25 protein-coding genes are annotated in these 13,505 nt (G+C 44.1%); all 25 read right to left on the bottom strand.

Going from position 1 to position 13,505, the window contains the following annotated elements; translation table 11 throughout:
• Positions 1-13: 13 nt before the first annotated feature.
• The 25 genes from secY to hflK all read right to left on the bottom strand — a co-directional run bounded on the left by secY (position 14) and on the right by hflK (position 13,502).
• Positions 14-1,348, bottom strand: a complete 1,335-nt coding sequence (gene secY, locus AACW90_RS19320; protein ID WP_195706531.1) for a preprotein translocase subunit SecY — start codon at positions 1,346-1,348, stop codon at positions 14-16.
• A gap of 20 nt (positions 1,349-1,368) precedes the next feature.
• Positions 1,369-1,803: a 50S ribosomal protein L15 gene (gene rplO, locus AACW90_RS19315; RefSeq protein ID WP_275135428.1), complete on the bottom strand. Its 435-nt coding sequence runs from the start codon at positions 1,801-1,803 to the stop codon at positions 1,369-1,371.
• A gap of 5 nt (positions 1,804-1,808) precedes the next feature.
• Positions 1,809-1,985 (bottom strand): 50S ribosomal protein L30, encoded by a 177-nt coding sequence (gene rpmD / locus AACW90_RS19310; protein WP_195706529.1) that lies wholly within the window; start codon positions 1,983-1,985, stop codon positions 1,809-1,811.
• 7 nt (positions 1,986-1,992) lie between these two features.
• Positions 1,993-2,499, bottom strand: a complete 507-nt coding sequence (gene rpsE, locus AACW90_RS19305) for a 30S ribosomal protein S5 (protein WP_195706528.1) — start codon at positions 2,497-2,499, stop codon at positions 1,993-1,995.
• A 15-nt stretch (positions 2,500-2,514) separates the two neighbouring features.
• Positions 2,515-2,868 carry a 50S ribosomal protein L18 gene (rplR, locus tag AACW90_RS19300; protein WP_390237759.1) on the bottom strand — a complete coding sequence of 118 codons (354 nt, stop codon included), beginning with the start codon at positions 2,866-2,868 and terminating at the stop codon, positions 2,515-2,517.
• A 9-nt stretch (positions 2,869-2,877) separates the two neighbouring features.
• The gene (gene rplF / locus AACW90_RS19295) at positions 2,878-3,411 is read right to left on the bottom strand and encodes a 50S ribosomal protein L6 (RefSeq protein WP_275135427.1); all 534 of its coding nucleotides are present in this window, start codon (positions 3,409-3,411) and stop codon (positions 2,878-2,880) included.
• 12 nt (positions 3,412-3,423) lie between these two features.
• On the bottom strand, positions 3,424-3,816 hold the full coding sequence (gene rpsH / locus AACW90_RS19290; protein WP_195706525.1) for a 30S ribosomal protein S8: 393 nt from the start codon (positions 3,814-3,816) through the stop codon (positions 3,424-3,426).
• Between the two features lie 29 nt (positions 3,817-3,845).
• A complete protein-coding gene (gene rpsN, locus AACW90_RS19285; RefSeq protein WP_195706524.1) occupies positions 3,846-4,151 on the bottom strand; it encodes a 30S ribosomal protein S14 in 306 nt (101 codons plus the stop codon).
• Between the two features lie 17 nt (positions 4,152-4,168).
• Positions 4,169-4,708, bottom strand: coding sequence for a 50S ribosomal protein L5 (gene rplE / locus AACW90_RS19280; protein WP_195706523.1), 540 nt, complete (start codon positions 4,706-4,708; stop codon positions 4,169-4,171).
• 23 nt (positions 4,709-4,731) lie between these two features.
• Entirely contained in the window at positions 4,732-5,049 is a 318-nt protein-coding gene (gene rplX, locus AACW90_RS19275) for a 50S ribosomal protein L24 (RefSeq protein ID WP_195706522.1), read from the bottom strand.
• A gap of 14 nt (positions 5,050-5,063) precedes the next feature.
• Positions 5,064-5,435: a 50S ribosomal protein L14 gene (gene rplN / locus AACW90_RS19270; RefSeq protein ID WP_017036074.1), complete on the bottom strand. Its 372-nt coding sequence runs from the start codon at positions 5,433-5,435 to the stop codon at positions 5,064-5,066.
• 163 nt (positions 5,436-5,598) lie between these two features.
• Positions 5,599-5,856, bottom strand: coding sequence for a 30S ribosomal protein S17 (gene rpsQ, locus AACW90_RS19265; RefSeq protein WP_195706521.1), 258 nt, complete (start codon positions 5,854-5,856; stop codon positions 5,599-5,601).
• Positions 5,856-6,047, bottom strand: coding sequence for a 50S ribosomal protein L29 (rpmC, locus tag AACW90_RS19260; RefSeq protein WP_195706520.1), 192 nt, complete (start codon positions 6,045-6,047; stop codon positions 5,856-5,858). The genes rpsQ and rpmC overlap by 1 nt, the downstream gene beginning before the upstream one ends.
• Positions 6,047-6,457: a 50S ribosomal protein L16 gene (gene rplP / locus AACW90_RS19255; RefSeq protein WP_195706519.1), complete on the bottom strand. Its 411-nt coding sequence runs from the start codon at positions 6,455-6,457 to the stop codon at positions 6,047-6,049. The genes rpmC and rplP overlap by 1 nt, the downstream gene beginning before the upstream one ends.
• Before the next feature lie 11 nt (positions 6,458-6,468).
• Complete coding sequence (gene rpsC / locus AACW90_RS19250; protein WP_390237750.1) at positions 6,469-7,167, bottom strand: 30S ribosomal protein S3; 699 nt, start codon at positions 7,165-7,167, stop codon at positions 6,469-6,471.
• 18 nt (positions 7,168-7,185) lie between these two features.
• A complete protein-coding gene (rplV, locus tag AACW90_RS19245; protein WP_195706517.1) occupies positions 7,186-7,518 on the bottom strand; it encodes a 50S ribosomal protein L22 in 333 nt (110 codons plus the stop codon).
• 10 nt (positions 7,519-7,528) lie between these two features.
• Positions 7,529-7,807 (bottom strand): 30S ribosomal protein S19, encoded by a 279-nt coding sequence (gene rpsS / locus AACW90_RS19240; protein ID WP_001138114.1) that lies wholly within the window; start codon positions 7,805-7,807, stop codon positions 7,529-7,531.
• A gap of 19 nt (positions 7,808-7,826) precedes the next feature.
• Positions 7,827-8,651: a 50S ribosomal protein L2 gene (rplB, locus tag AACW90_RS19235; RefSeq protein ID WP_195706516.1), complete on the bottom strand. Its 825-nt coding sequence runs from the start codon at positions 8,649-8,651 to the stop codon at positions 7,827-7,829.
• 15 nt (positions 8,652-8,666) lie between these two features.
• Positions 8,667-8,969 (bottom strand): 50S ribosomal protein L23, encoded by a 303-nt coding sequence (gene rplW, locus AACW90_RS19230; RefSeq protein WP_195706515.1) that lies wholly within the window; start codon positions 8,967-8,969, stop codon positions 8,667-8,669.
• Positions 8,966-9,568 (bottom strand): 50S ribosomal protein L4, encoded by a 603-nt coding sequence (rplD, locus tag AACW90_RS19225; protein WP_195706514.1) that lies wholly within the window; start codon positions 9,566-9,568, stop codon positions 8,966-8,968. Before rplD ends, rplW begins: the two co-directional genes overlap by 4 nt.
• A 16-nt stretch (positions 9,569-9,584) precedes the next feature.
• On the bottom strand, positions 9,585-10,214 hold the full coding sequence (gene rplC / locus AACW90_RS19220) for a 50S ribosomal protein L3 (RefSeq protein ID WP_195706513.1): 630 nt from the start codon (positions 10,212-10,214) through the stop codon (positions 9,585-9,587).
• A 14-nt stretch (positions 10,215-10,228) separates the two neighbouring features.
• Complete coding sequence (rpsJ, locus tag AACW90_RS19215; protein WP_017053625.1) at positions 10,229-10,540, bottom strand: 30S ribosomal protein S10; 312 nt, start codon at positions 10,538-10,540, stop codon at positions 10,229-10,231.
• A 423-nt stretch (positions 10,541-10,963) separates the two neighbouring features.
• Positions 10,964-11,149 (bottom strand): DUF2065 domain-containing protein, encoded by a 186-nt coding sequence (locus AACW90_RS19210; RefSeq protein WP_390237740.1) that lies wholly within the window; start codon positions 11,147-11,149, stop codon positions 10,964-10,966.
• 170 nt (positions 11,150-11,319) lie between these two features.
• The gene (gene hflC / locus AACW90_RS19205; protein WP_390237737.1) at positions 11,320-12,300 is read right to left on the bottom strand and encodes a protease modulator HflC; all 981 of its coding nucleotides are present in this window, start codon (positions 12,298-12,300) and stop codon (positions 11,320-11,322) included.
• Positions 12,301-12,302: 2 nt separating this feature from the next.
• Positions 12,303-13,502, bottom strand: coding sequence for an FtsH protease activity modulator HflK (gene hflK, locus AACW90_RS19200; protein WP_390237735.1), 1,200 nt, complete (start codon positions 13,500-13,502; stop codon positions 12,303-12,305).
• Between the last annotated feature and the right edge of the window lie 3 nt (positions 13,503-13,505).

Below are 13,505 nucleotides of genomic sequence, written 5' to 3'. Positions count from 1 at the left end.
GCTTTTTCCGCTATTAGCGGTTGTAGCCTTTTAGATTCGCTTTTTTCAACACAGAATCATACTGTTGTGACATCAGATGAGTCTGTACCTGTGCCATGAAATCCATGATTACAACCACTACGATAAGTAGTGAGGTGCCGCCAAAATAGAAACGTACGTTCCACATGACCATCATGAATTCAGGAATCAGACAAATAAAGGTAATGTATAAAGCACCCGCTAGGGTTAGTCTAGTCATCACTTTATCAATGTATTTCGCTGTCTGCTCACCTGGGCGGATGCCTGGTACGAAAGCGCCAGACTTCTTCAAGTTATCTGCTGTTTCTCTTGGGTTAAATACTAACGCCGTATAAAAGAAACAGAAGAAAATAATCGCTGATGCATAAAGCATTACATATAACGGTTGACCAGGGCTTAGCGCTAGTGACACATCGGTTAACCAACCAAATGTAGCACTCTCACCGTTCTGACCAAGCCATTGAGCTAATGTTCCTGGGAACAAAATGATGCTCGATGCAAATATTGCAGGAATAACACCAGCCATGTTTATCTTAAGTGGCAAGTGTGTACTTTGCGCTGCGAAAACTTTACGACCTTGTTGACGTTTTGCATAGTTAACGACGATACGACGTTGACCACGCTCCATGAAAACAACGAAATAAATCACAGCGAAAGATAGTACTGCAATAAACAACAGAAGAAGTACGTGCAATTCACCTTGACGCGCTTGCTCGATTGTTTGTCCAATTGCCGAAGGCAATCCAGCTACGATACCCGAGAATATAATTAACGAGATACCGTTGCCAATTCCGCGCTCTGTAATTTGTTCACCTAACCACATCAAAAACATGGTACCAGTTACTAAACTTACGGTTGCAATCAGGGTAAACATGGTTTGGTCTATAACAACCAGATTGTCGACCATGTTTGGTAGGCCTGTTGCGATACCTAGAGCTTGGAATGTAGCTAACACAAGCGTTCCGTAGCGTGTATATTGGCTAATCTTGCGACGCCCTGCTTCACCCTCTTTCTTGAGTTCAGCTAACGCTGGGTGTACTACAGTTAGCAACTGGATAACAATCGACGCCGAAATATACGGCATGATACCCAGTGCTAATATAGATGCACGCTCTAAAGCACCACCAGAGAACATGTTAAACATTTCTACAATGGTGCCTTTTTGCTGTTCGAACAAATCGGCAAGTACAGTTGCGTCAATACCAGGTAGCGGTACAAAAGAACCGGCTCTGAATACTAATAACGCTATTACTACGAATAGTAAGCGCGACTTCAGTTCAGCCAAGCCGCTCTGAGTACTACGAAAATCTTGTCCTGGTTTCTTAGCCATCTGTACCTCAACCTTCGAGATTATTCCTCGATTTTACCGCCGGCAGCTTCAATTGCAGCTTTAGCGCCTTTAGACACGCGTATACCTTTAACAGTTACTGCTTTGCTGAGGTCACCAGAAAGAACAACTTTAACAAACTCGATGTTCTTAGTGATAACGTTAGCCGCTTTTAGACTGTTAAGATCTACGACGTCTCCCGTTACTTTCGCTAGTTCACCTAGACGAACTTCAGCAGTCACTAAACTCTTACGAGAAGTGAAACCGAATTTAGGTAGACGCTGTTTCAAAGGCATTTGACCGCCTTCAAAACCTGGACGGATTGAACCGCCAGAACGTGACTTTTGACCTTTGTGACCACGGCCACCTGTTTTACCAGTGCCTGAACCGATACCACGACCTACGCGCTTCTTAGAAGGCTTAGAACCCGCAGCCGGTTGTAGAGTATTCAAACGCATTCTGATTACTCCTCAACTTTAACCATATAGCGAACTTTGTTGACCATACCACGAATACATGGTGTGTCTTCAAGTTCAACCGTATGGTTGATGCGACGAAGGCCTAAACCTTTCAAGCACAACTTGTGCTTAGGTAAACGACCAATTGAGCTTTTAGTTTGAGTTACTTTAATAGTTGCCATCGTGTTCTTACTCCGAAATAGATTCAACAGTGAGACCACGTTTGGCAGCAACCATTTCTGGTGACTTCATGCCGCTCAAACCATCAATAGTCGCGCGTACAACGTTAATCGGGTTCGTAGAACCGTATGCTTTCGCAAGAACGTTGTGAACGCCAACAACTTCGAGTACAGCACGCATTGCGCCACCGGCAATGATACCTGTACCTTCTGCTGCTGGCTGCATGTAAACCTTAGAGCCAGTATGACGACCTTTCACCGCGTGGTGTAATGTGCCGTCGTTTAGCGTGATCGTAACCATGTTACGACGCGCTTTTTCCATTGCTTTCTGAATCGCAGCCGGTACTTCACGAGCTTTGCCGTAACCGAAACCAACGCGACCATTACCGTCACCAACTACTGTCAGTGCAGTAAAGCTAAAGATTCGACCGCCTTTAACCGTTTTTGAAACACGGTTAACAGCGATTAACTTTTCGTTAAAATCTGTAGCTTGAGCTTGTTGTTGTTCTTTAGCCATCTTCCAAACCCTACCTTAGAATTTAAGACCAGCTTCGCGAGCAGAATCTGCTAGCGCCGCTACTCTGCCGTGGTATTGGAAACCAGAACGATCGAATGCAACACCAGAGATGCCTTTTTCGATAGCGCGCTCGGCAATAGCTTTACCTACTACTTTAGCTGCGTCAACGTTACCAGTATTCTTAACTTGCTCACGGATCGCCTTTTCTACAGTAGAAGCTGAAGCGATAACCTCAGAGCCATTCGCGGCAATTACCTGTGCATACACATGACGTGGAGTACGGTGTACAACTAAGCGAGTTACGCGAAGTTCTGCAATCTTACGACGTGCACGTGTAGCACGACGGATGCGAGATGCTTTCTTATCCATAGTGTTACCTTACTTCTTCTTAGCTTCTTTAGTACGCACATGTTCATCTGCGTAACGAACACCTTTGCCTTTATAAGGCTCAGGTTCACGGTAAGAACGAATGTCAGCCGCAACTTGACCAACAAGTTGTTTATCACAACCGGTCAGTATAATTTCAGTTTGGCTAGGGCACTCAGCCTTAATACCTTCTGGTAGAGCATGCTCTACAGGGTGTGAGAAGCCAAGAGTTAGGTTTACGTAGTTGCCTTTAACAGCAGCACGGTAACCTACACCTTTAAGAACTAGCTTCTTAGTAAAGCCTTCAGTAACACCAACAACCATGTTATTTACTAGTGCACGAGCAGTACCTGCTTGAGCATTCGCTTTAAACACACCTTCAACTGGGTTGAAAGTTAAGTTGTTTTCTTCCTGTGCGACTACTACTGCGTTATTAATAACGCGAGATAGTTCACCCTTTGCACTTTTTACAGTGACTTCTTGGCCGTTCAATTTCACCTCTACGCCTGCTGGAATAGAGACTGGTGCTTTTGCGACACGAGACATAATCTACTCCTATTAAGCTACGTAGCAGAGAATTTCACCACCAAGACCTGCCTTGCGGGCAGCGCGGTCGGTCATAAGACCCTTGGAAGTGGACACTACAGCAATACCCAAACCGCCCATCACGGATGGAAGCGAGTCTTTATTCTTATAGACGCGCAGACCAGGACGTGAAACACGTTGGATTTGCTCAATTACAGGATTAGCTTGGAAGTACTTAAGCGTAACTTCTAGCTCTGGTTTTGCTTCGCCTTCGACAGCGAAGTCAACGATATAACCTTCAGCTTTTAGCAAAGTAGCAATTGCAACTTTAAGCTTTGAAGAAGGCATTTTCACAGCAACTTTAGTTGCTGATTGACCGTTACGAATGCGGGTCAGCATATCCGAAATCGGATCTTGCATGCTCATAATATATACTCCAAATGATTAAGCGGCAATTACCAGCTAGCCTTACGAAGTCCAGGAATCTCGCCTTTCATACAAGATTCACGAACCTTGATGCGGCTAAGACCGAACTTACGTAGGAAACCGTGTGGGCGACCAGTTTGGTTGCAACGGTTGCGCTGACGAGATGCACTTGAATCACGTGGTAGAGATTGCAATTTAAGAACTGCATTCCAACGATCTTCTTCAGATGCGTTTTTATCGCTGATGATAACTTTTAGTTCAGAACGCTTTTCAGCGAACTTAGCTACAAGCTTTGCACGTTTAACTTCACGTGCTTTCATTGATTGTTTAGCCATAACAGTAACCCTTCACCTTACTTGCGGAATGGGAAGTTAAAGGCAGCCAGCAGAGCACGGCCTTCCTCGTCGTTTGCAGCAGTTGTCGTGATAGTAATATCAAGACCGCGCACACGATCGACTTTATCGTAGTCGATTTCCGGAAAGATGATTTGCTCGCGAACGCCCATGCTGTAGTTACCGCGTCCGTCAAAAGACTTAGCGCTAACACCACGGAAATCACGTACACGGGGAAGAGCGATAGAAATCAAACGCTCGAAAAAATCCCACATACGCTCGCCACGCAAGGTTACTTTACAACCAATCGGATAGCCTTCACGAATTTTAAAACCTGCAACAGATTTACGCGCTTTAGTGATAAGTGGCTTTTGACCAGAAATGATCGCCATATCAGAAGCTGCGTTTTCCAGCAGTTTTTTATCGTTAATTGCTTCACCAACGCCCATATTTAGGGTGATTTTATCAATCCTAGGGACTTGCATGACGCTTGAGTAGCTGAATTCTTTGGTCAATTCAGCGACTACAGACGACTTGTAGTAATCATGCAGTTTCGCCATAGTAGAACTCCAAATTACTTCTATTAGTTAGAAACGACTTCGTTGTTAGATTTAAAGAAACGAACTTTCTTACCATCTTCCAAACGGAAACCGATACGGTCTGCTTTACCAGTTGTTACATTAAAGACTGCAAGGTTGGAAGCATCAATAGCTGCTTCTTGTTCAACGATGCCACCTTGTTGACCTAGAGCCGGAACCGGCTTTTGGTGTTTCTTAACAAGGTTGATTCCTTCAACTATAACTTTACCAGTAGTTAGAACCTTAGTTACTTTACCTTTCTTGCCTTTATCTTTCCCAGCAAGAACGATTACTTCGTCATTACGACGGATTTTAGCTGCCATTTTGTTGCCGCTCCTTACAGAACTTCTGGTGCCAGAGAGACTATTTTCATAAATTTCGCATTGCGAAGTTCACGAGTCACTGGACCAAAGATACGTGTACCGACTGGTTGCTCAGTAGTGTCATTTAACAATACACAAGCATTACGGTCGAAGCGAATGACAGAACCGTCAGGGCGACGTACGCCTTTACGGGTGCGAACTACCACCGCCTTCAGAACATCACCTTTTTTTACTTTACCGCGAGGAATTGCTTCCTTTACAGTAACTTTGATGACGTCTCCGATGTGTGCATAACGGCGGTGAGAGCCACCCAGAACCTTAATACACATTACTCTGCGAGCGCCGGAGTTGTCCGCAGCGTCGAGCGTACTTTGCATTTGGATCATGTTAGTGCTCCGCTAAAAATTAATACTAGACCCTCTCGGGTCGGGCTGCCCCTTTTATAAGGGCTGCGAATTGTACCACCCTTTTTTAAAATTGGGTAGACAAAAAACTAACGGCTCCAAAAATAATTTGGAGCCGTTATTTACGTTATAGAAATCGCAAAAATTAAATCGTTTTCGCTTTTTCTAAAACGCTTACCAAAGTCCAAGATTTAGTCTTAGACAATGGACGACACTCAGAAATTTCAACTGTATCGCCTAGGCCACACTCGTTGTTTTCATCATGTGCATGCAGTTTGGTCGTGCGCTTTACGAACTTGCCGTAAATTGGGTGTTTAACCATACGCTCGATAGCTACAGTGATAGACTTGTCCATCTTGTTGCTAACTACACGGCCTTGCATAGTACGGATATTGTCGCTCATTATGCGCCTGCCTTCTCAGTCAAAACAGTTTTCACACGTGCGATATCACGACGTACAGCTCGTAGAGTATGAGTTTGCTGCAATTGACCAGTCGCTGCTTGCATACGCAAGTTAAACTGTTCGCGAAGCAATCCCAATAACTCTGAATTAAGCTCTTCAGCGTTTTTTTCGCGTAGATCTTGTGCTTTCATCACATCACCTGCTTAGTTACAAATGTTGTTTTGATTGGCAGTTTACGAGCCGCTAGGCGGAACGCTTCACGTGCCAACTCTTCAGGTACACCGTCCATTTCGTACATAACTTTACCAGGTTGGATTTGGGCGACCCAGTATTCTACGTTACCCTTACCTTTACCTTGACGAACTTCAAGTGGTTTTTCAGTGATAGGTTTGTCTGGAAAAATACGAATCCAGATTTGACCTTGACGCTTAACGTGACGCGTCATCGCACGACGTGCTGCTTCAATCTGACGTGCAGTTAGACGGCCGCGGCCGACTGCTTTCAGACCGAAGGTTCCGAAGCTTACATCAGTACCTTTAGCTAGACCACGGTTGCGACCAGTCTGAACCTTACGGAATTTAGTACGTTTAGGTTGTAACATCAGTCGTCTCCTTATTTACGGCCTTTACGCTGCTTCTTAGGCTTGTCAGCCTTTGGCTCTACTGCGTTAGCAGCCGGCATACCATCTAGAATTTCACCTTTGAAAATCCAAACTTTAACGCCGATCACACCATATTGGGTGTGAGCCGAAGAAGTTGCGTAATCGATATCAGCACGTAGAGTGTGTAGAGGAACACGGCCTTCACGGTACCATTCAGTACGCGCGATTTCAGCGCCGCCTAAACGACCGCTTACTTCAACCTTGATACCCTTCGCACCTAAGCGCATTGCGTTTTGTACTGCGCGCTTCATAGCGCGACGGAACATGACACGACGCTCTAACTGAGACGCTATGCTATCAGCCACTAATTGACCGTCTAGCTCTGGTTTGCGTACTTCTGCAATATTAATTTGCGCCGGTACACCTGCAATTTTAGCTACTGCTGCGCGTAGCTTCTCTACGTCTTCACCTTTTTTACCGATAACTACGCCTGGGCGAGCTGTGTGAATAGTCACACGGATGCTCTTAGCAGGACGTTCGATAACGATACGTGACAAAGATGCTTTTTGTAGTTCCTTAGTTAGGAACTGACGTACCTTGAAGTCGCCGTCTAGGTTGTCAGCGAAATCTTTGGTATTAGCAAACCATGTAGCATTCCAAGGCTTGACGATGCCAAGACGAATACCATTTGGATGTACTTTCTGACCCATTGCTTACTCTCCTAGTCTCTAGCGTTCTGCTACAACAATACTGATGTGGCTTGAACGCTTCAAGATACGATCGGCACGGCCTTTAGCACGAGGCATAATACGCTTCATGATAGGACCTTCATCTACGAAGATTTTTGCGACATTAAGATCGTCAATGTCCGCACCTTCGTTGTGTTCCGCATTTGCGATTGCTGACTCTAGAACTTTCTTAATAAGAACAGCAGCTTTCTTGTTGCTGAACGTTAGAATTTCTAGAGCTTGGTCAACAGTTTTACCGCGAATTTGGTCTGCAACTAAACGAGCCTTTTGAGGCGAAATACGGGCAAAGTTATGTTTAGCGATAGCTTCCATTATCTAATCCCTATTTCTTTTTCGCTTTCTTATCTGCAGCATGGCCGCGATAAGTACGAGTAGGTGCAAATTCACCCAGTTTGTGACCGATCATTTCATCAGTTACAAATACTGGTACGTGCTGACGACCATTATGGACAGCGATGGTCAAACCGATCATAGTTGGTATGATCATTGAGCGACGGGACCAAGTCTTAATAGGCTTTTTGTCTCCGCTTTCCACCGCTTTCTCTACCTTCTTCAGCAAGTGTAGGTCAATAAAAGGACCTTTCTTGAGAGAACGTGGCATGGCGATTCCTCTTTATAGATTATTTATTACGACGACGTACAATGTACTTGTCGGTGCGCTTGTTCTTACGTGTCTTAAAGCCTTTAGTAGGCATACCCCAAGGTGAAACAGGGTGACGGCCACCAGAAGTACGGCCTTCACCACCACCATGTGGGTGATCGACTGGGTTCATTACCACACCGCGAACGGTTGGACGAACACCACGCCAGCGATTTGCGCCAGCTTTACCTAGTTCACGTAGCATATGCTCAGAGTTACCAACTTCACCGACCGTAGCACGGCCTTCAGAAAGAACTTTGCGCATTTCACCTGAACGTAGGCGTAGAGTTACATATGCACCGTCGCGAGCGACGATTTGTGCGTATGCACCTGCAGAACGAGCAATTTGTGCACCCTTACCTGGTTTCAATTCAACACAGTGAACTGTAGAACCTACTGGGATGTTGCGCATCGGCAGAGTGTTACCTGCTTTGATAGGCGCATCAACACCAGATTGTAATTGGTCACCCGCTTGGATGCCTTTTGGTGCAATGATGTAGCGACGCTCGCCGTCTGCGTACAGAACTAGAGCAATGTTTGCGCTACGGTTTGGATCGTATTCGATACGCTCAACTTTCGCTGGGATACCGTCTTTAGTACGCTTAAAGTCAATTAAACGATAATGGTGCTTATGACCACCACCGATGTGACGTACTGTAATACGACCGTTGTTGTTACGACCACCATTTTTAGAGTTTTTCTCTAAAAGTGGAGCGTATGGCTTACCCTTGTGAAGGTCAGCGTTAACAACTTTAACTAAGTGACGACGACCAGGGGAAGTCGGCTTACATTTAACAATAGCCATTCTAAACTACTCCTGTTATTCCGCACCGCCAACGAAGTCAAGATCCTGTCCTTCTTTCAAAGTAACGTAGGCTTTTTTCACGTCTGAACGACGGCCTTCACGTTGACCTTGACGCTTGGTCTTACCCTTAAGAATAAGAGTATTTACAGTCTTAACTTCAACTTCAAATAGCTTTTCTACTGCTGCTTTGATTTCTCTTTTAGTTGCATCTTTTGCTACTTTGAAAACGATAGTATTCGCTTTCTCTGCAGCCATAGTTGCTTTTTCAGAGATATGTGGAGCACGTAGAACTTTTAGTAGACGCTCTTCAGTCATCATGCCAGCATCTCCTCAACTTGCTTAACTGCTTCAGCAGTTATAAGAACCTTGTCAAATGCTATAAGACTAACTGGATCAATCGCAGTTACGTCACGAGCATCAACTTTATAAAGGTTACGAGCAGCTAAGAATAGATTTTCATCTACTTCGCCAGTTACGATTAGAACATCATTAAGCTCAAGTTCTTTAAGCTTAGCTACTAGCTCTTTAGTTTTTGGTGCTTCTACTGAGAAGTTATCAACAACGATTAAACGCTCTTGACGAACAAGCTCAGAAAGAATGCTTTTCATAGCTCCGCGGTACATTTTTTTGTTAACTTTTTGGCTGTGATCCTGTGGTTTCGCAGCAAAAGTAACACCACCTGTACGCCAGATTGGGCTACGAATTGTACCAGCACGTGCACGGCCAGTACCTTTTTGACGCCAAGGCTTAGCTCCGCCGCCAGATACTTCAGAACGAGTTTTTTGAGCACGAGTACCTTGACGAGCACCTGCTGCAAACGCAACAACTACTTGATGTACAAGAGCTTCGTTAAACTCACGTCCGAAGGTAGTTTCGGAAACAGTTAGTGCATCAGCACCTTTAACTATCAATTCCATTACTTACTCCTAGACGTTATGCTTTAACAGCTGGTTTTACGATCACGTTGCCGCCGATTGAGCCTGGTACTGCACCTTTAATAAGAAGCAGATTGCGCTCAGCGTCAACACGTACGATCTCAAGGTTTTGAGTAGTAACACGCTCAGCTCCCATGTGACCCGCCATTTTTTTGCCTTTAAACACACGACCTGGAGTTTGACATTGGCCAATTGAACCCGGTGCGCGGTGAGACAAAGAGTTACCGTGAGTCATATCTTGAGTACTGAAGTTCCAACGCTTAATTACGCCTTGGAAGCCCTTACCTTTAGATGTACCAGTAACGTCTACTTTTTTAATTTCATTGAATAGTTCTACATTTAGCTCAGCGCCAACTTCAAACTCTTCTCCGTTTTCTAAACGGAATTCCCAAAGACCGCGACCAGCTTCAACACCTGCTTTCGCAAAGTGACCAGCTTCTGGTTTAGTTACACGGTTAGCTTTCTTAGTACCAGCAGTAATTTGGATAGCTGCATAGCCGTCGTTATCAAGTGTTTTAACTTGAGATACACGGTTAGCTTCTACTTCAACAACTGTAACTGGGATAGAAACGCCTTCTTCGGTAAATACGCGGGTCATACCCACTTTACGTCCGACTAGACCAATCATTCTACTAATCTCCCTTAACCTAAGCTGATTTGAACATCAACACCAGCGGCAAGATCCAAACGCATTAGAGCGTCTACAGTCTTGTCAGTTGGTTCAACGATGTCGATCAGACGCTTGTGGGTACGAATTTCGTACTGGTCACGCGCATCTTTGTTAACGTGTGGAGAGACTAGAATAGTGAAACGTTCTTTACGTGTAGGTAGTGGAATAGGACCACGAACCTGCGCGCCGGTACGTTTTGCTGTTTCTACGATTTCCGCTGTCGACTGATCAATTAATTTATAATCAAAAGCTTTAAGACGGATACGAATACGTTGGTTCTGCATGAGACAGAGCTCCAATAATAAATAAATTACACAAACAATATCGCCACTCAAACCTATATAGATAGGTGAATGCCGATTGATTCATGTGAAACCGTGGCTTCCAAAATTAGGAAACGTTGTCAGCTAAATTTGAACTAGCTCTTACGTCTAGTATTTTATTAACTGCGAACATAAGCTGAGTATACGTTACTAGGTAGTTTCTAATAAAAGAAAACCCTACTCCTCAGTGCTCATTGGTTCACAACTGACTTAAGCCAGTGCGGCGTATTATACAGATCACAAAAGGGGATGCAAGGGGGTGATGGCTAATTGGTCGAAATATCCTGAATTTCAAGTTTTAGGCCTTGGTAAAATTACATATTAATAAACACCCTTTAAGTTCGAGAAACGAAATGCCTCTTTCATACATCATTTTATATATATTTAAGAAACCATGAACACGATGACAGCACCTGCAACCACCAAACAACCACCGATTCTACGCAGTTGGTTGTCTGACTGTTCGCTAAGTTGCGCGACCATTGACCGCCAGCCTCGAGGGGCAAGAAGTGGTCCTATTCCCTCCACAACTAAGACAAGTCCTAGTGCAACCCATATCGAATTACTCATTTATATCCCTTAATAAAAACAACCTGCAAGCAGCTGGCCTTGAGTGTTATAGTTTTATTATTCTCACATACGTCATCGTCTACGAAAATGCCCTTATGCGTAAAAAAACAAAAGGCCCCCGAAGGAGCCTCTATTTTACCGCTGACGTAGCATCCGCAATAGATAAGTAATTACTTATTTGCTCCGCCGCTCGAATCATTCATATACTTAAAGAAATCACTTTTTGGATCAAGAACGAGGATATCACTCTTGTCAGAAAACGATTTTTGATAAGCAGTTAATGAGCGCAAGAAACTATAGAACTCAGGGTCTTTACTATATGAACCTGAATATATAGAAGCCGCTTCCGCGTCTGCTGAACCTCGAGTTACTCGAGCTGTTTTGTCTGCTTCTGCAAGTACTGTTGCAACTTCAAGTTCCGCTTGAGCACGAATAATTTCAGCTTTTTCGCGACCTTGAGAACGGTGTTTACGAGCAACCGACTCACGTTCAGCACGCATACGACGATAGATGGATTCACTGATTTCATCTGGAAGATTTATTTTCTTCATTCTGAAATCAACAATGTAAACACCTAAGTCCTTCATTGCACTTGGACGTGTATCGTTCAATACTTCCAACATGATTATGTCACGTTCACCATCCACTTCTAAAGCTTCAAGGGCAGACACAGGAATTGTCTCGCCATCTTCACCAAGAACGGGGGTAATTAGCTCACTACGAGGACCAGATACAATCTGCTTGATTTCGCGAGCACCAATTTCTGAACGAAGAATATCTGTGACTTTACGTTCAAGAAGAGCTTGAGCTGTTAACTGATTACCACCACCAGTTGCCAAATAGTATTGACCGAAATCTTCGATTCGCCACTTAACATAGGTATCGATAATAACGTCTTTTTTCTCAGCTGTTACGAAACGGTCAGCCTGACCATCCATCGTTAGGATTTTCGCATCAAGTTTCTTTACATTGTCAAACAACGGCATTTTAAAATGCAAACCTGGTTCGTAAATCCTAGACATGTCGGTGTTATCTTTTAATATTCGACCAAATCGAATAACGATTCCACGTTCACCTTCAGGAATAACAAATAGTGACATTAGCATTAACGCTAGCGCAGCAAAAATTACAGGGATAGTTAATTTACGCATTCTTAGTATCTCCCTTGACGTGTGCTAGTTGAGCGATCAGGTGATGTGTCTACCGGAGCGGCGTCAGAACGTTGAGACTCTAACTGTAAATCATCATACGTTGATGTCGATGTCCGTTTTGTTGTCGAACTACCTGAACCTTGTCCAAGCTTATCCATTGGTAAATAAAGTAAATTACCGCTAGATTCTGAATCAATCAGCACTTTAGATGTTGAACTATACACTCCTTCCATTGCATCCAAATACAAACGATTACGAGTAACATCTGGCGCTGCATTATATTCAGGAAGTAACTTCTCGAACTGTGCAACCTGACCAAGAGCTTCGTTAACTGTACGTTCGGTGTAACCTTGTGCTTCTTTCTTCAAACGTTCTGCTCGACCCGTTGCTTTAGGAAGAATTTCATTTTTGTAAGCTTCCGCTTCACGAATGAAACGTTCTTCATCTTCTCGAGCAGCGATGGCATCATCAAATGCATCTTTCACTTGCTCAGGAGGACGTGAAGATTGGAAGTTCACATCAACAATTATCAAACCCATATCGTAGTTATCGATAATTCGATTTAGCGTTTCTTGCGTACTTTGACGAATCTGTTGACGGCCACTGGTCAAAATTGCATCCATCAATGAGTCACCAATAACGGCACGAAGAGCAGAATCTGTCGCTTGACGTAAACTATCATCCGCACTGGTCACTCTAAATAGATATTTATATGGGTCAGAAACCCTATATTGAACACCCATTTCGACTGTTACGACGTTCTCATCTTTAGTCAACATGGTACCTGATGCGCGCAGTGCTCTAATTGCTTGCACGTTTACAGGTGTCACTTCATCAACAAAACGAGCGCGCCAATTTAGACCGGGGTCTACGATGTGATCATATTTACCTAGGCGTAATACAACACCTTTCTCTGCTTCACCTATAGTGTAGAAGCCCGAGAATACCCAAATAGCGATAGCTACAACAGCAATGAGGCCGAAACCTATTGCTCCGCCGCCGCCACCAATTGAAGGTATGCCACCCTTTTTACCAAACTTTCCACTCAGCTTTTGACTCAGTTTATTAAATACTTCGTCTAAATCTGGTGGGCCTTGATCTCGGCCACCGGACTGTTTACCACGATCATCTTTATTACCCCAAGGGTCATTATCGCGGCCATTATTGTTGCCATTGTTATTTCCAGGCTCATTCCACGCCATTAG

Origin of the sequence: Vibrio frigidus, assembly GCF_042465995.1 — a bacterium.
GTDB lineage: Bacteria > Pseudomonadota > Gammaproteobacteria > Enterobacterales > Vibrionaceae > Vibrio.
The sequence above is the reverse complement of the archived record's forward strand: the minus strand, read 5'-3'. Positions and strand labels throughout refer to the sequence as shown.